Origin of the sequence: Corynebacterium gottingense, from assembly GCF_002285125.1 — a bacterium.
Classification (GTDB): Bacteria; Actinomycetota; Actinomycetes; order Mycobacteriales; family Mycobacteriaceae; genus Corynebacterium; species Corynebacterium gottingense.
Genome location: NZ_NSGN01000002.1, coordinates 296284 through 312866 on the forward strand (window position 1 = coordinate 296284; position 16583 = coordinate 312866).

Annotated in this window: 18 protein-coding genes; 13 read left to right on the plus strand and 5 right to left on the minus strand. The window is 59.7% G+C overall.

Features of this window, described 5'->3' with window-relative positions; genetic code table 11:
- Positions 1-185 precede the first annotated feature (185 nt).
- From CKJ82_RS03545 to CKJ82_RS03555, 3 genes are read left to right on the plus strand one after another with little or no spacing between them, the layout of a single operon-like run.
- Positions 186-1391, plus strand: coding sequence for an ABC transporter substrate-binding protein (locus tag CKJ82_RS03545; RefSeq protein WP_095537038.1), 1206 nt, complete (start codon positions 186-188; stop codon positions 1389-1391).
- Entirely contained in the window at positions 1392-2516 is a 1125-nt protein-coding gene (locus CKJ82_RS03550) for a FecCD family ABC transporter permease (RefSeq protein WP_095537039.1), read from the plus strand.
- A gap of 4 nt (positions 2517-2520) precedes the next feature.
- A complete protein-coding gene (locus CKJ82_RS03555) occupies positions 2521-3273 on the plus strand; it encodes an ABC transporter ATP-binding protein (protein ID WP_095537040.1) in 753 nt (250 codons plus the stop codon).
- Between the two features lie 22 nt (positions 3274-3295).
- On the opposite strand, the gene CKJ82_RS03560 is transcribed toward CKJ82_RS03555, so the two are convergent.
- A complete protein-coding gene (locus tag CKJ82_RS03560; RefSeq protein ID WP_095537041.1) occupies positions 3296-3658 on the minus strand; it encodes a DUF2200 family protein in 363 nt (120 codons plus the stop codon).
- A 114-nt stretch (positions 3659-3772) separates the two neighbouring features.
- Between CKJ82_RS03560 and CKJ82_RS03565 the strand changes: the two genes are divergently transcribed.
- The 4 genes from CKJ82_RS03565 to CKJ82_RS03580 are packed head-to-tail and all read left to right on the plus strand — an operon-like array spanning position 3773 to position 6753.
- Positions 3773-5095 (plus strand): hypothetical protein, encoded by a 1323-nt coding sequence (locus tag CKJ82_RS03565; RefSeq protein WP_095537042.1) that lies wholly within the window; start codon positions 3773-3775, stop codon positions 5093-5095.
- 29 nt (positions 5096-5124) lie between these two features.
- Positions 5125-5337, plus strand: coding sequence for a DUF6290 family protein (locus CKJ82_RS03570; protein ID WP_095537043.1), 213 nt, complete (start codon positions 5125-5127; stop codon positions 5335-5337).
- Between the two features lie 45 nt (positions 5338-5382).
- Positions 5383-5826: an alternative ribosome rescue aminoacyl-tRNA hydrolase ArfB gene (gene arfB, locus CKJ82_RS03575; protein WP_095537044.1), complete on the plus strand. Its 444-nt coding sequence runs from the start codon at positions 5383-5385 to the stop codon at positions 5824-5826.
- Positions 5827-5847: 21 nt separating this feature from the next.
- Positions 5848-6753: an alpha/beta hydrolase gene (locus CKJ82_RS03580; protein ID WP_205691370.1), complete on the plus strand. Its 906-nt coding sequence runs from the start codon at positions 5848-5850 to the stop codon at positions 6751-6753.
- 3 nt (positions 6754-6756) lie between these two features.
- On the opposite strand, the gene CKJ82_RS03585 is transcribed toward CKJ82_RS03580, so the two are convergent.
- Together CKJ82_RS03585 and CKJ82_RS03590 are read right to left on the minus strand one after the other, a co-directional pair.
- Complete coding sequence (locus CKJ82_RS03585) at positions 6757-7062, minus strand: HigA family addiction module antitoxin (protein WP_095537046.1); 306 nt, start codon at positions 7060-7062, stop codon at positions 6757-6759.
- An 8-nt stretch (positions 7063-7070) separates the two neighbouring features.
- Complete coding sequence (locus CKJ82_RS03590; protein ID WP_095537047.1) at positions 7071-7352, minus strand: type II toxin-antitoxin system RelE/ParE family toxin; 282 nt, start codon at positions 7350-7352, stop codon at positions 7071-7073.
- Between the two features lie 327 nt (positions 7353-7679).
- Here CKJ82_RS03590 and CKJ82_RS03595 point away from each other — a divergent pair, with 327 nt between their 5' ends.
- The 4 genes from CKJ82_RS03595 to CKJ82_RS11985 all read left to right on the plus strand — a co-directional run bounded on the left by CKJ82_RS03595 (position 7680) and on the right by CKJ82_RS11985 (position 11485).
- Positions 7680-8030, plus strand: coding sequence for a VOC family protein (locus CKJ82_RS03595; protein ID WP_095537048.1), 351 nt, complete (start codon positions 7680-7682; stop codon positions 8028-8030).
- Positions 8031-8246: 216 nt separating this feature from the next.
- On the plus strand, positions 8247-8606 hold the full coding sequence (gene cmtR / locus CKJ82_RS03600; protein ID WP_005291009.1) for a Cd(II)/Pb(II)-sensing metalloregulatory transcriptional regulator CmtR: 360 nt from the start codon (positions 8247-8249) through the stop codon (positions 8604-8606).
- Positions 8603-10495, plus strand: coding sequence for a heavy metal translocating P-type ATPase (locus tag CKJ82_RS03605; protein WP_005291011.1), 1893 nt, complete (start codon positions 8603-8605; stop codon positions 10493-10495). Before cmtR ends, CKJ82_RS03605 begins: the two co-directional genes overlap by 4 nt.
- 582 nt (positions 10496-11077) lie before the next feature.
- Positions 11078-11485 carry a type IIL restriction-modification enzyme MmeI gene (locus CKJ82_RS11985; RefSeq protein ID WP_425319843.1) on the plus strand — a complete coding sequence of 136 codons (408 nt, stop codon included), beginning with the start codon at positions 11078-11080 and terminating at the stop codon, positions 11483-11485.
- Between the two features lie 70 nt (positions 11486-11555).
- Here CKJ82_RS11985 and erm read toward each other — a convergent pair whose 3' ends face one another.
- Positions 11556-12410, minus strand: coding sequence for a 23S ribosomal RNA methyltransferase Erm (erm, locus tag CKJ82_RS03615; protein WP_016456425.1), 855 nt, complete (start codon positions 12408-12410; stop codon positions 11556-11558).
- Between the two features lie 2206 nt (positions 12411-14616).
- Here erm and CKJ82_RS03620 point away from each other — a divergent pair.
- Entirely contained in the window at positions 14617-14925 is a 309-nt protein-coding gene (locus CKJ82_RS03620) for a helix-turn-helix domain-containing protein (protein ID WP_024058948.1), read from the plus strand.
- A 171-nt stretch (positions 14926-15096) separates the two neighbouring features.
- Entirely contained in the window at positions 15097-15396 is a 300-nt protein-coding gene (locus CKJ82_RS03625; RefSeq protein WP_024058949.1) for a hypothetical protein, read from the plus strand.
- A gap of 834 nt (positions 15397-16230) precedes the next feature.
- Here the strand turns inward: CKJ82_RS03625 and CKJ82_RS03630 are convergent.
- Positions 16231-16583, minus strand: a 353-nt coding sequence (locus tag CKJ82_RS03630; protein WP_165765366.1) for an integrase core domain-containing protein, incomplete at its 5' end; no start/stop codon positions are given.

Below are 16583 nucleotides of genomic sequence, written 5' to 3' on the forward strand. Positions count from 1 at the left end.
TTTCATACAGCCGGCACAACGCTACATCCGTGGATCGTCGGTCGCCCGTTGGCCACCGCTCAGGCCGGTGAGAAGAATTGGATTGCACAATGAAAACCAGGGGGTTGACCCAAAGAAAGGTTTGCCTTACTTTAGAAGGAGTGCTTGCAAAGGCGAGCCTTACCTAAAGCAAGAAAGGTCTGCAGTTGAAACTTTTCCAACGCGCCGGAGCACTCCTTGTCTCCGCAGCCACGGTCCTCGGGCTCGCCGCCTGCTCTGGAAGCGACGACAACACCGCCGCGGTGACCGAGACGCAGAACGCCTCCTCGTCCGCCGCACGGAGCGCGGACGCCGTCCACATCACCGACGCCGCCGGGCGCACGCTCGACTTCGAGGCGCGCCCCGAGCGAATCGTGCTCGCCGAGGGCCGCGCGGTGTACGCCACCGCGACCCTGCAGGACAACCCATTCAACAACGTGGTCGCGTACGGCGACGACCTCAACAAGGCGGCCCCGGCCCTGCAGGAAAAGCTGCTCGAGGACTACCCCGAAGCCAAGGATATGCCAATGATCGGCTCCATCCAGAAGGGCGACGTCACCGCTGAGAACCTCCTCGCCCAAAAGCCGGACGTCATCATCATGACGCTCGACCAAAAGAAGGCAAGCGAGGAGAACGGCTTCCTCTCCAACCTCGACGCGCTGGGGATCAAGTACGCGTTCATCGACTTCCGCCAGAAGCCGCTGGAAAATACCACCGTATCGATGACCATGCTGGGCGAGCTCTTGGGCCAGCAGGAGCGCGCGGAGAAGTTCAACGCCTTCTACGACGAGAAGGTGAAGACGATTACAGACCGCGTAGCCAACATCGAGGACCGCCCAGACACGCTGGTGTGGACCGCGGCCGGCTTCCAAGACTGCTGCTCTGTCGCTGGCGACGTCCACCTCGGCACCCTGGTCACGGCCGCGGGCGGCCACAACCTCGGCCCGGAGGTGCTCGGCACGGATTCCACCCAGCTGACGCCAGAAAAGCTCGTAGAGATCAACCCCGAGAAGCTCATCGTCACCGGTGGCGAGTGGGCAAGCGACCCGTCGAAGTCCGAGTCCTACCACCACGTCGAGCTGGGCTACCAAGCGGACGAACAGACCGCGATCGAGTCCTGCTCCGGCCCGCTGAAGATCCCGGGCATTGACCTGCTTGACGCGCCGAAGAACGGTAATTACTTTGCCGTGTACCACCAGTTCTACGACAACCCCTTCAACGTGTTCGCACTCGAGGCCTTTGCCAAGTGGCTCCACCCGGAGGAGTTCGAGGACATGGACCCGGCAGCAGACTTCGAGCAGTTCCACAAGGACTTCCTCCCCTACGAATACAGCGGCGCCTTTTTCGCCGACCCCAACAGTGAAACCTCGTAAATGACCACTTCAACAGCCCTTCGACAGATCGACCCCAACGGCGCAGAGCGCGCCGGGGCAGACGCCCCGGCCTCGGCGGAAACCGCCCGGAACGACGCGATTCGTTCGTACCGGAAGCGTGGGCGTCGAAAAGCACTTGCGATCGTGGGCCTGATTATCGCGGCGGCGGTGAGCTTCCTCATCGCCATCATCGTCGGCCCGCTGAACCTGTCGCTTGCCGACGTCTGGAACGCCGTCTTCAACCCGGAAAGCGTCGACGATCAGACTCGGACCGTCATCCGGACGCTGCGGCTGCCCGCGGCCGTGATGGCCGTCCTCGTGGGCGCCGCGCTGGGCCTCGCGGGCGGGCAGATGCAGACCATCCTGGATAACCCGCTCGCCGAGCCGTTTACCCTCGGTATCTCTGCGGCGGCCGCATTCGGCGCAGCGGTGTCGATCGTCATGGGCTGGGTCCTCATCCCCAACCCGCAGTTCAACCTGGCGACCATGGCCGCGCTCACCGCGCTGATCGCGGCGCTCATCGTCGCTGCCGCCTCGGTGTGGAAGGGCGCGAACGCGCAGTCGATGATCCTGCTCGGCATCGCGCTGTCCTTCCTCTTCCAGGCGCTCCTCTCGCTCCTGCAGTACGGCGCAAACACCGAGGCGCTGCAACAGATCGTCTTCTGGACCATGGGCTCGCTGCAGCGCGCCAACTGGACCGCCAACATCATCCTCGCCGCCGTCATCGTCTGCGCGATCCCCTTCTGCATCGTCAACGCGTGGCGGCTCACCGCGCTGCGTCTGGGTGAGGACCGCGCCGCCGCACTCGGCGTCGACGTGCAGCGCCTGCGCATCACTACCCTCATCGTCGCCTCTGTGCTGGCCGCGGCCTCGGTCGCGTTCACCGGCATCATCGGTTTCATCGGGCTGGTCGGCCCGCACGTCGCCCGCATGCTCGTCGGCGAGGACCAGAAGTTCTTCCTCCCCGCCGCGGCAGCTGCCGGGTCGATGCTGCTCAGCATCGCGTACGCGGTCTCGCTGTCCATCATCCCCGGGGTGGCCATCCCGATCGGCATCATCACCGCGCTCGTCGGCGTCCCGTTCTTCGTCTTCCTGATTTTCACCCGCGCCCAGCGGAAAGGATAACGCCATGACTATTCAGGCTGATGACCTCACCGTCCAGTACGGCCGCAACACCATCATCGACGCCATGAGCTTCGCCCCGCTCGACGGCGGCAAAGTCGTCGGGCTGCTGGGTCCCAACGCTGCCGGCAAGTCAACCCTGGTGAAGACTCTCGCCGGTGTAAAGAAAGCCGCATCCGGCTCCTGCACCGTCACCATCGACGGCCAGGAAGTCAAGGACAAGGACCGCCCAAACCACGTCGGTTATGTCCCCCAAGACCTACTCTCCGGCGCGTCGCTGACGGCGTTTGAGTCCATCATGATCTCCGCCAACCACGGCGGCAGCACAAGCGGTGACCCCGTCGACGCCACCGCGCGCGTCATGCAACGCCTCAACATCTCCCACCTGGCCGACCGCATGATCACCGCGATGTCCGGCGGCCAACGACAGCTGGTTGGCATTGCGCAGATGCTCGTGCGTGAACCGAGCATTTTGCTTCTCGACGAGCCCACCTCCGCCCTCGACCTCCGCCACCAAGTGGAAGTCCTGCGACTGATCCGCGAGGAGATCGCCGGTACCAACAAGCTGGCAATCGTGGCGATCCACGACCTCAACCTCGCGGCCCGCTACTGCGACGAGCTCCTCGTCATGAAGGCCGGGCAGCGCGTCACGCAGGGCGCACCGACCGAGGTGCTCACCCCGGACCTGCTCGATGAGGTCTACGGCATCCGCGCCAAGATCCTCAGCGACTCTGGCGTCCCCGTCATCTGCCCCGTCTAAGCGGATCAGGTCCTTTATTCACCTACTCGCCGCGCTTGATGTTTTCCATCTTCTTGCCGCGCGCGAGCTCGTCGACAAGCAAGTCCATCATGCGGATCTGGCGCATGAGCTCGTCTTCGACCTCCTCCACGCGCACCCCGCACACCTTGCCGGTGATCAGGTCGGCATTCGGGGTGAGCGTGAGGTCGGCGAAGAATTCGCGCAGCGTCTTTCCCGAGTCCGCGGCGGCCCGCAGCTCGTTCGGTTCAAGGAGCGTGAACCAGCCAAGAACGTCATCGAGCTCCTCGCGTGTGTGGCCTTTCCTCTCGACCTTGGCCACGTAGTTGCCGTAAATGTCGCCAAAAGGGTAAGCGAAGACCCGCTCTAACTTTGCCTGTTCGTTCATGTCATCCTCTTTCCTGTGTGTGACTGATACAAGGGATGCCAAAGCCGATAGGGCTAGCAACTACGGGTTGTATCTCAACATATCTATTGCCAGTCAGTACTACAGTTTCTATGTATGGAGAATACGAGCAAAGAACTGGCTTTCCTTGCAGACGGAGACGGTCTGCTGCTTCTTAGCGATGAAGACAGTTTCCCCTCGAACAACTCATCCACGCTCGAGCCTATATCCCCTCAAGTGCTTTTCCACGCAAACAATGTGCTGAGCACGATTTCCAACCGGCAGTTCAAATCCGGCAAGTATTACAAGGCAACGGACGAAACTGCGAAGCTGCTCCAGCATCGCACGTCGTCTGGACCGGTTCCTGGGGTCCTACGCCGAAGCGACCTCGGGCTCGCTGACAATCCAAGTCGATTCTTCAAACACACCTCGTTTCAAGAGGTGAAGTTTTCGCCCGCCATGGCTTCGACCGCCGCTGGCATCGCAGCTCAGGCCGCAATTGAGGCAGCAATTGCTGAAATCAAAAAGTATTTAGAGGTCATCGATGAGAAGCTCGATACTCTCCTCCGGCAGCGCAAGGTTAACGCACTAGCGCAGCTTGGGGGTATCCAGTACACGATTGAAGAAGCGGACGAACTTTACCGGCGCAGCAGTAGCGTCTCCTCAACTACTTGGTCGAAGGTCGACCACCTCGGATCAGCGCTCAACGGCATCGAGTCTTACGCCATCGAACAACTCGATGACGCCGCTTATCAGCTCCGGAAGCAGAAGAACAACTCCAAGAAACTTGAAACCCTCCTAGCTCGGTTGAAAGGCGATCTGCCGCTTTGGCTGGGTGTGGCTGCACGGAGCATCTACCTCCATGATCGGATGTATGTCTTGGAGATCGCCCACGTGAATGAGTTTGAGCCCCGCCAGCTGGATTCTCACCGAGAGGGAATCCACGACGCGCGCAAGGATCAGTTGGAATCGACCACCCGACGTCTGCTCGAGATGGATACAGCCGTCCGTGAGACAGCCAAGTTGAGCAATCAGGTCTGGGCCACAAACCCGATTCGTGCTCGCCACATCACCGCGCACGCGAACGAAATTCACGACATTATTAGTGCGTTTGCACAGCATTTGCGGATGGGCGTAGAAGACGCAGAGCGTCTCCACGTCCAGGGATGGCGTCAATCTGTGGTGTCGCTAGCGGGCGACACCGTCGATGCTGCGAACCGCGCCCGCCAATCGGCGGTGGATCAAGCACAAAAAGCCACCAAGAAAATTCGCGACATGAACGACGACCGGCTGCTTGCAAAGGCCGCAGAAATCGAAGCGCGACGGGAGCGGGGGGAGCAAAAAGCGCTCGAGTCGACCGGCGACGAAGATCAATCTGCGACAGAATCCCGCACGACGCGACGCGGTTTCCGTTTCCGTCGAGACGAGAAGAAGGCGTAGAGGTTTTCTCCACGAGATCGGTAGCAGTTATGTTCCTGAGAATCCATTTGAGCAGCGAGGAAGCATCACTCGTAACGAAGCTTGCGCGTGCTGAGGGCGTAACTGTTTCCGAGTTTGCTCGATCCGCCATCGCGGAAAGAATCGAAGACCTTCAGGACCTGCAGGAACTTCGCTCAGCCGTTGAGATTGACTCCGGTAAGAGGTTCACGATGGATGAGATTTACTGGCAGTTCGGTCGCTGAGACTTGCGGTGCAACAAGACTGACGTAAACACGTAGGGTGTTGGCATGAAAGACCTGACTCTCGCGCCCGGTCCGGGAATCCCCGGCGGTGTGGTCATCGCCGCCGCCGATTTCACGGAGCAGTTCGCCAAGTCATCGGGGCCGGGTGGCCAGGGCGTCAACACCACCGACAGCAAGGTGCAGCTCTCCATCGACATCGCGGAATGCGCATCGCTTTCCGACGCCCAACGCCGCCGCATCCTACGCAACCTCGAGCACCGACTGCACGGCAACGTACTCACCGTGACCGCCTCGACCCAACGGTCGCAGGTCCGCAACCGCGCCGAGGCACGGGAACGCATGGCTGCCCTGCTGCGCGAGGCGCTCGCTCCACCGCCTCCCACGCGACGGAAAACTAAGCCGACCCGAGGCTCGGTGCGGCGCCGCCGAGAGGCGAAGAAGCGTCACTCGGAGCTGAAATCCACTCGCAAGCGACCCCAGATTCCCTAGAGCCCGCCCTAGACTCGGGTTATGCCAAGAACCGACGTGTCCTTCCCCTCCGGGGGCGGCTCCTGCGCCGCGTGGCTGTATGTCCCCGACTCGGCTCCCGCCTCGGGGCCGATGCTTGTGATGGCGCACGGCCTCGGCGGGGTGCGCCAGATGCGTCTCGACGCCTTCGCCGAACGCTTCAGCAGCGCCGGCTACCGCTGCCTGGTGTTCGACTACAGGCACTTCGGTGCCAGTGCAGGCGAGCCGCGGCAGCTGCTTTCGGTGCGCCGCCAACTGGAGGATTGGCGCAACGCAATTACATACGCACGGCAGCTCGACGGCGTCGATCCGGACCGGATCGTCCTGAGGGGCACCTCGTTCGCCGGCGGGCACGTCATCCGCACCGCCGCACGCGACCCGCGGGTTGTGGCCGTGATTTCCCAGTGCCCGTTCACCAACGGGTTCGCGTCGACATTTGCGCTCCCGCCGAAGGTGTTGGCCAAGATTGCCGCGCTTGCTGTCCGCGACATTGTAGCCGGGTGGCGCGGCGTGGAGCCGGTGCTACTGCCCGCGTACGGCGAGCCCGGCACGACGGCGTTGATGACCTCGCCGGATTCGATTGCGGGCATCGAGGCCTTGATCCCGCCGGGAGACCAGCCCCCACCCGGCATCACCGCCCGCTTCGGCGCCGACATCGTGCGCTACTTCCCCGGCCGCGACGCCCGCAGAATCCAGTGCCCCGCGCACCTCGCGGTGTGCGAGGACGATTCGCTGGCGCCGCCGCGCCCCACCCTGCGGCACGTGCGGAAGGCCCCGAAGGGAGAGGTTCGCATGCAGCCCGGCGGGCACTTCGACATCTACGTCGGCGACGCCTTCGAGCGCAACGTGGCGCAGCAGCTGGATTTCCTCGCGCGATACGTCCCGATAGGCTCCGGGGACGTGGATTAGGCGCTACGCCGAGACAGCTTGGATCGGTTGAATCTGCTCGATCTCGGCGAGGGCCTTATCTTCCGCCAGCTCAATCTCATACTGGTTCTGCAGATTCATCCAGAATATCGGCTCCACCCCAAAATATTTTCCGAGCCTAAGAGCGGTGTCAGCCGTGATTCCACGTTTGCCGTGCACAATCTCGTTAATGCGACGGGGCGGAACCCCGATAGACACAGCAAGCTTGTGCTGAGTGATTCCGAATCCCTCAATGAAGTCTTCTAAGAGAATCTCCCCAGGATGAATCGGCGGGTACAGCTTGTTCGACATGGCATTCCTTAGTGGTAGTCCTCAATGGTCACATGTTCGGGCCCTGCGCCCTTCCAGCGGAATGTAATTCTCCACTGGTTATTCACTCGGATACTAAACGTCCCTTTCCTATCTCCCTTGAGAGCCTCTAGGCGATTCCCGGGCGGTACGCGAAGAGAGTCAAGGGATACAGCAGCGTCGAGCTGGTGGAGCTTCTTGTTCGCCGACTTATGGATCCGAGGATCCAGTTTCGGAACTGGTTCACGCAGGAATACCAGCTCGGTCTCTCGGTTCCCGAACGACTGGATCATGCCTTACCCTATCCCCCCATAACGCAAAGCGTCAATAACGCACAACGTTAAGCTTTAGCTCACCCGAATGCAAGTACACTCCCACCCTACGCAACAACACCGTTTCCGCATTACGGTGACTACCGTGAAGACAATACAAGGGAAGCCGATCAGTGAAGATCAGGTTGATACTTGGGGCACCGAAGCCGAAAATGGCTACGAGATCGAGTTCCTACTTTCTCGCGGGAGAAAACCTCGCGATACAAAACACTCCATTAGGCCGGAAGGCTCTAACTCCGCTCGTACACCAGACAGCGCATTTTAAGCCCCGCCCCTAAAATGATGCTCATGAGCGATCCCAATTTCACGATCCGGCAGATCACCTTCGACTGCAACGATCCCTCAAAGCTCGCCGAGTTTTGGTCCGCCGCAACCGGTTGCGAAATCGCCGCGGATTACGGCGATTTTGTGATGGTTGATTCCACCCCGGCGCTGGGATTTCAGCGCGTTAAGGATCCGACACCTGGGAAAAACCGCATGCACATCGACGTTGGCGGGGCGGAGCGCGAAACTTTTATCGAACGCCTCAAAGACCTAGGCGCTACCGAACTCACTACCCACGAGGCGCCGGGATTGGTGTGGACTGTCATGCAGGACCCGGAAGGCAACGAGTTCTGCGTGGGTAACCCCGGGGCCTAGCTACACATTGAACTTAAACTCGACGGTATGTAGTTGCAAAGTTACTTTCTCGAGAACCTCGCCGCCCACGTCGCTCCCGCGTTGGGTGGCAGCCGAACCACAAAGGATCAGTCATCTGCTATCCCATCGACTAATTCTTGCAGGTCGCAGGACCTTCGCGTAACTGTCAGTTCATCACACTTTGAATAGTTCAGCACACGATGTATTGTTCAGCACATGCTGACTATTGCTTCACGCCTCGACGTCATGAACCGGCTCGGCCGGGCCATGGCGGATCCGACGCGTTCCAGAATCCTGATGACACTACTCGACGGCCCGAGCTACCCGGCCGTACTTTCGCGCGACCTGGGCCTGACCCGCTCAAACGTCTCGAACCACCTGACCTGCCTGCGTGACTGCGGCATCGTCGTTGCCGAGCCGGAGGGCCGCAAGACACGCTACGAAATCGCCGATCCGCACCTCGCGGCAGCGCTCAACGCGCTGGTGAACGCGACGTTGGCTGTCGACGAAAACGCCCCGTGCATCGACCCTGAGTGCTCGGTGCCCGGCTGCGGCGAGAAGGGAGAGGACGCATGAGCTCGGCGTGTGGATGCGAACACGAACCCGCCACGGAGATCGAAGAACTCGATCGGCCATGGTGGAAGGACCCCGAGTTGCTACTGCCGATCTTCTCCGGCGTAGCCCTCTGCGTAGGCCTGGCGCTGGGCTGGTCCGGGCTAGCGACACCCGCGACAGTACTGTTCTGGGTCGGCCTGCTGCTAGGGGCGTATACGTTCGCGCCCGACGCGATCCGAAACCTTGTCACGAAGCGCAAGCTCGGCATTGGTTTGCTGATGACCATCAGCGCGGTCGGCGCGGTAATCCTCGGTTACGTCGGAGAGGCCGCGGCGCTAGCGTTCCTGTACTCGATCGCCGAGGCGCTGGAAGACAAGGCGATGGACCGGGCGCAGGGCGGACTGCGGGCACTGTTGAAGTTGGTACCGCAGACCGCGACGGTGCTGCGCGACGGCACGTCGGTCGAGGTCGCAGCGAAGGACCTCGCGGCTGGCGAGCTTATGCTCGTGCGCCCCGGAGAGCGGATCGCCACGGACGGCATCATTCGGTCTGGGCGCTCCAGCCTTGACACCTCAGCGATCACCGGAGAATCCATTCCGGAGGAGGTTGCGCCCGGCGACGAGGTGCCCGCGGGAGCGATCAACTCCGCCGGTGTGCTGGAAGTCCAGACGACCGCAGCTGGAACGGACAACTCGCTGACCACACTCGTGGACCTGGTCGAGCAGGCGCAGGCGGAAAAGGGCGACCGCGCCCGGATCGCCGACCGGATTGCCCAACCCCTAGTGCCCGGGGTGATGATCCTGGCGGTGCTAGTCGGCGTGATCGGCTCGCTGCTGGGCGACCCCGAGACGTGGATCACCCGTGCGTTGGTGGTTCTGGTCGCAGCGTCGCCGTGCGCGCTGGCAATCTCCGTGCCGCTGACGGTCGTGGCCGCGATCGGCGCGGCCAGCCAGTTCGGCGTGGTCATCAAGTCTGGCGCGGCGTTCGAGCGGCTCGGCGGCATCCGTCACCTGGCGGTGGACAAGACCGGAACCCTCACCCGCAACCAGCCCGAGGTTACCGGCGTGGTCCCGGCAGACAGGTTTGATCGGGCGCAGGTGCTTACTTTCGCGGCGGCAGTTGAGCAGCAATCGACGCACCCCCTCGCCGCGGCGATCGCGGCAGCGGGGCCCGAAGCGCCCGCCGCCCAGGACATCAGCGAGGAAGCCGGGCACGGCATCAGCGGCACCGTCGAAGGCCGACGGGTGCTGGTGGGCAGCCCCCGGTGGATCGACGCCGGGCCACTGAAGGCAGACGTTGAGCGCATGGAGTCCGAAGGCCAGACCTGCGTCCTAGTCACCGTCGATGACGCTCTCGCCGGAGCGATCGGTGTCCGCGACGAGCTGCGTCCCGAGGTTCCCGAAGCCGTGCAGACCCTGCGCGCCAACGATGTGGAAGTGAGCATGCTCACCGGCGACAACACTCGCACCGCCCGGGCGCTGGCTGAAATCGCCGGAATCGACGACGTGCGCGCCGAGCTGCGCCCTGAGGACAAGGCAAGCATCGTCGCCGAATTTTCCTCCAAGACGCCGACGGCGATGATCGGCGACGGCATCAACGACGCGCCGGCACTGGCGGGCGCGACGGTGGGCATTGCGATGGGAGCAACCGGCTCTGACGCCGCGATCGAGTCCGCTGACGTCGCCTTCACTGGCCACGACCTCCGGCTGATCCCGCAGGCGCTGCAGCACGCCCGCCGAGGCAGCAGGATCATCAACCAGAACATCGTGCTGTCTCTGGCCATCATCATCGTGTTGATGCCACTGGCGATCAGCGGTGTGCTGGGCCTGGCCGCCGTCGTGTTGGTTCACGAAGTCGCTGAAGTCATCGTGATCTTGAACGGCCTGCGGGCTGCACGAGCGAAACGCTGAGGCTGTGACCGGCAAGTCTTATAAGAGTTAAACCACGCGCCGAGCGCACACACGTTGGACCAGGCGAGTCATTCGAGTTCACCACCTGGTCCTTCTCGATGCGTGCAGGCACGGGAACTGTGGGTGAACCTAATAGTTCAACGGCCCGATACCGCTTGCAGATTCTACACACGAGGTAGCGGAATGGACCGAGGCCGAACGAAAACCGGAGTTAGAGACAGCGCTCTTCAACCTCCCCCCCAATAACGCGAAACGTCATTAACGCTCCGCGTTACACATTAAATTTGAATTCAACGGAGTGTCGTCGATAAATAACTATTCGATGCGCAAAGTACAACGAAATACCGCTAGAAACAGACAACATATGGGGGTGCACAGAAACACATATAGGTTCTGCGGAAAACCTATAGGGTGCGTCGCTAAGAACCGCTGTGCGCGAAAAACATAAAGGGTTTACGGACCCGGTCCCAGACCCCTCAATACTCTGAGCCGGAAGAATGGAAAGTGGAAGGTTGATGTATCCCCACTATTTATTTTTTCCGTTTTTCGGAGTACATCGGGAGCTACAACTGCGGACCAGCTCTGTGTGAACTAGATGAGAAGGCGCAGCAGCGAATCATCGACGCTGGACAGTTGGTGCTGCGGGCACGCGAGCGGCACCCCCAGCGGTCACTCGCGGAGCACTACAACCCGTTATCGATGGACCCAATTCTGCTCAAGGCCCACAACAACTTGGACCGGGAAGTCGATAAGGCTTTCGATGTGGCACGCAAACTCACCAACGAGCGCCAGCGCCAGGAGCTACTGTTCGCCAGCTACGGGGAGTTGGCGAGGGGCTATGTCTCCTCGCTTTCATCAAAATCGAAACCACCAGCAGGGTCGTTCCCCGTGCGGGTGATTTTGATCGGTCCCGCTGCTGGGTGTAGAACCCTGTCGCTGGCAACGCCGGGAACTATGACTGTGCCCGACGAGAACACGTCACTGCCATAACGCGGCTCACGGTAGACGAACATGGGTCGTTCACTACTACTGGTGGATTTCGGTTTTGGTGGTGGGGGGATTACCGCCGCCGGCCTCGATTTTTCCGTTGAGGAGGGCGTTGACTACTTCCCGATTGTGAAATGGGCCGATGGCGCGGTGAAGAGGAACCAGTCACCTGGAAGAGATCGATCCAGTCGCTGGTGTGCAATCTGGGAGGTAGGGTTGCGGGGTCGATTCCTCGCGAGCGCAACCATGATTGTGTCTCTGAACGTGATGAAAACAACCCTGCCCTTCGGAGAATTTCCCCTATCCCGCGTCCCCGGGCGGTGAAAACGGTGTGCACCATCGCCTGAAAGGCTTTGCGTTGCTCTATCGGGATCTTCGGGTCACCCACCCGGCGGATCACTAAGATCCCCCCGTCAACGTTTGGCTGTGGCCGGAAAGCAGACCTTGGTACTCGGGAACCAAGGTGAAACGTGAACCATGGGGACCACTGAGCTGTCATCATCGTGCTTGCACCTACCCCGGCCCGGCGGCGAGCGACTTCCCACTGCATGAGGAGTACAGCGGCAGTCCATGCCGGCGCATGCAACAACTTTCGAAGAATGGCAGTGGTGAGGTGAAAGGGAATGTTTCCCACAATGACGCAGGGAGTGGCGGGTAACGGGAAGTTGAGGAAATCATCATGGACCACTTCGACCGACGCCGAGGCGGTCTTTTTTGTGAGTTTGGCAGCTAGTTTTGCGTCTACCTCAACTGCCGTTATTGCCCTCCCCAAGTGGGATATCGGGTGAGTGAGGGCACCGCTTCCTGGCCCGATCTCAATGATGGGGCCGGAGGTTTGTTTTACAAGATCGACGATGGAGTTGATGATCTTGTGGTCTGTGAGAAAATTTTGGCCATGTTCGTGACGGCCGTATCCGTATGTAGACATCAGGTGTGCTCCGTGGAGTTGAAACGGAGCCGGGCATGGCAAATGGCCGCCCGGCTAAAGGACCGGAGCGGTTTCTAACCTGCGGGAGGGAGAAAACCGCCTTAGCGGCTGGTGAGCGGCCGCATGAAAACGGAACCTGAAATCAACATGGGCCTATCGTATCCAATTAATTTCGCAGGGTCCAATACGGTGAGAAAGAAGACAACCGCACCGCAACAGTGCAAGACCTCTCTGGATTGGAATTTAATTGAACATGGGTTTGGGGTACGACGCGCCCTACTCGGAGTGGCACGGACACTACGGCTGCGCGCCCACACACAACAGTAAAGAGCTCGGCAATGCACAGACACGTAACGAGAGCGCCACAAATGTATGTACGTTTAAGTTACAGCATCGACACTGACGCTCCACATGGAGGGACGGCCGCAGCCCTGCAGCAAGCACACGGCAGGGTGTCTGCTTCGGGCGACGTGAAATTACGCAGAAAAATACGAAACACATCACCGCAGGTCACGGTAGGTATTTGCGGGTCATTTCGTAATCTCGTAAACGAAAAGAACAAAACTACGAAACACAAAAACATACGTTGAGCAGCGTAAATGGTTTTCGTTTCGTAATTTTTCCACTTTTTGAAGAAAATCTAAATAAGAAGAGACACCTTGATTGCGATTGTGTCCCGTGTCACATAGCTGCAACCCCTGCAGCGTGCCCTCAACGAGGACGCTCTGTGTCGTAGACATGTGCCTGCAATGCGTGTCTGTGTCTCTCTCTTAAAAGGTTTGGGTCGAAATACCGCAAAATTACGAAACACCGCCGAAATGTGACGTGTCTATGCAGGTCACAGCGTTATCGCGTGTTTCGTAGTTTTGTTCTTTTCGTTTGCGGAAATCACGAAACCGCAGGTAGAGCGTTTCGTAATTTTTTCGTATTTTGATCGGCAAATTACGAAACGAGGTCAAAACTACGAAACGAACACACAACACCTGTGTTGCGTGTCACACAACGGCGCGCCACGGACGTGTTGCAGCGTGGCAGTATCCCGGCCGTGTCACATAGCTGCAACCCCTGCAGCGTGCCCTCAACGAGGACGCTCTGTGTCGTAGACATGTGCCTGCAATGCGTGTCTGTGTCTCTCTCTTAAAAGGTTTGGGTCGAAATACCGCAAAATTACGAAACATCCCCGAAATGTGACGTGTCTATGCAGGTCACAGCGTTATCGCGTGTTTCGTAGTTTTGTTCTTTTCGTTTGCGGAAATCACGAAACCGCAGGTAGAGCGTTTCGTAATTTTTTCGTATTTTGATCGGCAAATTACGAAACGAGGTCAAAACTACGAAACGAGCGCGCTACAGACGTGTCTCAGGTCATAAAAAGGCGCGCCCCTTGCGTGTCACCGTGACGCAGCATCCCGGCCGTGTCACATAGCTACAACCCCTGCAGCGTGCCCTCAATGAGGACGGTCTATGTCGTAGACATGTGCCCGTAATGTGTGTCTGTGTCTCTCCCTTAAAAGGTTTGGGTCGAAATGCCGCAAAATTACGAAACATCCCCGAAATGTGACGTGTCTGTGCAGGTCACAGCGTTATCGCGTGTTTCGTAATTTGGTTTTCCGATTTTCGTAGTTCTACGAAACCGCAGGTAGAGCGTTTCGTAATTTTTTCGTATTTTGATCGGCAAATTACGAAACGAGGTCAAAACTACGAAACGAGCACACTATAGACGTGTCACAGGTCACAAAAAGGCGCGCCCCTTGCGTGTCACCATGCCGCCACACAACAGCTGCCCCACCACAACACCCCAGCCGTGCCACGTGGCGTGTAGAAACGTGCTCGGTTCGATTCGTAAAGATTAGGTCGCAGGCTATTGTGCGCGACGCATAAGTTCCGTACGATGGCCCCCAGACCGTATGTGGCGTTTTAATTCGTTTTTGGTTTAGCCAGCCGCATACGGGGGATAACCCCGAGGATAATTCATAAAGAGACAGCCTCTCGACCGTGATAGGCGCGGTTCCTCCGACGAGATAGACCGGTCGGCAACGGCATTGCCAACCACAAAAGCGGTCAGGTAGGGAGTAAGCGCTCCCGTAAAGCGATGGGACGGCAGACCACCGTTCTAGCGAGTTGAGCACGGCACTCCAAGCCGCCTGAATAGCAAGCCGGTAAAGCACCCCGCTCCGGGACAGATCAATCTGCCCAGGAGCGTTTTTCTATGTCCGAAAAGGACACGACTACCGCCGTCGCGCCACGCTTTTACACGCTGCAGGAACTCGCCGATCTCGGCGTCGGCTCCGAGTCCACGTTGCGAAAAGCTATTAAAGAGGGCCGTCTTTCATTCCACCGTTTCGGCACCGCCTATCGGATTCGCCAAGACGATCTCGACGCCTACCTCGCGGCCGCACGCCGCCCTGCCCCGCAGCTATTCGACGGCTTCGTCGATGCCGTCGTGAATGCAGCGCCCCAACTGACAGATGAGCAGCGCCAGCAGCTCGTCACGGTGCTGGGCGGTGTGAAGCACTAATGCGGACAAACCCGCCTACGACGAGATCCCGCCGCTTAGCTCAGCTAGTCAGGCTGGGTCTTGAACTGAGTGCGAGGGCTGATGGGTGATGGCCGTGCTACTACACACGCGCGCTCCACCGTCGTGCCCCGAGTCCAAATAAACAGTTCATTCAACCAAGGAGAACAAACCATGTCTTTCAGAGACGATTACGCAGCAGCGCTGCGCGATGAGCAGCAAGCAAAAGATACCGTGAACGAGGCGCGCCGTGCACACAAAGCGACAAAGGAGCGCCTTGCGCAGTTGCGCAAGTATGCCGAAGAGTTCGAGGTGAATCTCGACGGTGACAAGTCCGCCAGCACCGAAGGGGACGGTGACAAGTCCGCCAGCACCGAAGGGGACAGCGATACACCTGAGAACGGTGACGGCGACACGCCTGAGAGCACCGAGGGCAGTAAGCCGAAGCGGCATCTAGAAGTTGTACCCGACTAACCCTTTAGCCGTACACGCAATCACCTCATGTGTGTACGGCCACGCGGCGTGACGACGTACAGCCGTCACGTTTGATGTCGCCACACACCCCGCTCGCAAGGGCGGGGTTTTCGCGTGTGTGCGGGTGGCTGCGGCACCGCTACACGTGACACTGTCACGATGCTTGCGCCGGTATCGGCGACGGGGCATATACACGTCTGCCCCGTCGCCTGGATCATCCGCCACATGGCTGGCGGTATGTCGCGCTGCTGTTATGCGCGGTTCTGGCCGGCATAGTCTTGTGTGGACTTGAAATATGCCGAAGACGGGGCCGTGGGTGCAGCAAAGACAGCAGCGTGGACAGAGCAGATTTCAGCAGCTGTGCTGCTGAAGATGCAACCGCGACGGCAGATGGTATGCGGCGCATGCCGCATCATGCCGCGTCGGTAGAAACGTTGATGTTCATCACGGCACGCTTGCCGTGATGGAGCGTTTCGTGATGACCCAAACACGACACACAGATGCTGGCATATCCGACTGTATATCGACAAGATATATCGGATTGCCGGCAGTGTCGTGACGTAAAGCATGGGTCATCACACAAGGTGCAGCGCCAGCTGCACTATTGGGCACCTTGACCGGAGCGCAGCGGAGGGAAAGGTAGACCCAGCCAGACCGAGCGAGCGAGGTCTGAGTCTGGGGCTATGAGGGGCGGCGCGCCAGCGCCGGGCACCGGGTTATGCGAGCGCCAGCGAGTAGTAATACCCGGTGCAGTGCCTCGGCTATGCCGAGCGCCGGAGCGCAGCGGAGGCGTCGCACCCCCTTTGAAGCGTCCTGGGTTTGGTTCCGCTTCTTTTACGGCCCTGTGTTGATGGGCTCGGTGAGATAGTACTCGGTTTCTACTTCTTGTGGGGTGGCGTAGCCCAATGCTTCGTGAAGACGTTTGGTGTTCCACCAGTGCACCCACCGCAAGGTGGCTAGCTCGACTTCTCCTACTGATGTCCACGGGCCTTGAGGATGGATAAGTTCAGCCTTGTAGAGACCGTTAACAGTCTCGGCCAGCGCGTTGTCATAGGAATCTCCGACTGTGCCGACACTCGGCCGGATCTCGGCTTCGGCCAGTGCGGTGGAGTACTTCAGTGACACGTACTGACTTCCCCGGTCACTGTGGTGTATCAGCTGGTCGCCGTGGATTCGACCGGCAGTCG

Excerpts from the sequence above, each read along its gene's own strand:
- arfB (WP_095537044.1), top strand. The coding sequence starts at position 5,383 with ATGAAAGACCTGACTCTCGCGCCCGGTCCGGGAATCCCCGGCGGTGTG.
- cmtR (WP_005291009.1), top strand. The coding sequence starts at position 8,247 with ATGCTGACTATTGCTTCACGCCTCGACGTCATGAACCGGCTCGGCCGG.
- CKJ82_RS03550 (WP_095537039.1), top strand. The coding sequence starts at position 1,392 with ATGACCACTTCAACAGCCCTTCGACAGATCGACCCCAACGGCGCAGAG.
- CKJ82_RS03585 (WP_095537046.1), bottom strand. The coding sequence starts at position 7,062 with ATGTCGAACAAGCTGTACCCGCCGATTCATCCTGGGGAGATTCTCTTA.
- CKJ82_RS03580 (WP_205691370.1), top strand. The coding sequence starts at position 5,848 with ATGCCAAGAACCGACGTGTCCTTCCCCTCCGGGGGCGGCTCCTGCGCC.
- CKJ82_RS03560 (WP_095537041.1), bottom strand. The coding sequence starts at position 3,658 with ATGAACGAACAGGCAAAGTTAGAGCGGGTCTTCGCTTACCCTTTTGGC.
- CKJ82_RS03605 (WP_005291011.1), top strand. The coding sequence starts at position 8,603 with ATGAGCTCGGCGTGTGGATGCGAACACGAACCCGCCACGGAGATCGAA.
- CKJ82_RS03620 (WP_024058948.1), top strand. The coding sequence starts at position 14,617 with ATGTCCGAAAAGGACACGACTACCGCCGTCGCGCCACGCTTTTACACG.
- erm (WP_016456425.1), bottom strand. The coding sequence starts at position 12,410 with ATGTCTACATACGGATACGGCCGTCACGAACATGGCCAAAATTTTCTC.
- CKJ82_RS03625 (WP_024058949.1), top strand. The coding sequence starts at position 15,097 with ATGTCTTTCAGAGACGATTACGCAGCAGCGCTGCGCGATGAGCAGCAA.
- CKJ82_RS03570 (WP_095537043.1), top strand. The coding sequence starts at position 5,125 with ATGTTCCTGAGAATCCATTTGAGCAGCGAGGAAGCATCACTCGTAACG.
- CKJ82_RS03590 (WP_095537047.1), bottom strand. The coding sequence starts at position 7,352 with ATGATCCAGTCGTTCGGGAACCGAGAGACCGAGCTGGTATTCCTGCGT.
- CKJ82_RS03595 (WP_095537048.1), top strand. The coding sequence starts at position 7,680 with ATGAGCGATCCCAATTTCACGATCCGGCAGATCACCTTCGACTGCAAC.
- CKJ82_RS03555 (WP_095537040.1), top strand. The coding sequence starts at position 2,521 with ATGACTATTCAGGCTGATGACCTCACCGTCCAGTACGGCCGCAACACC.
- CKJ82_RS03565 (WP_095537042.1), top strand. The coding sequence starts at position 3,773 with ATGGAGAATACGAGCAAAGAACTGGCTTTCCTTGCAGACGGAGACGGT.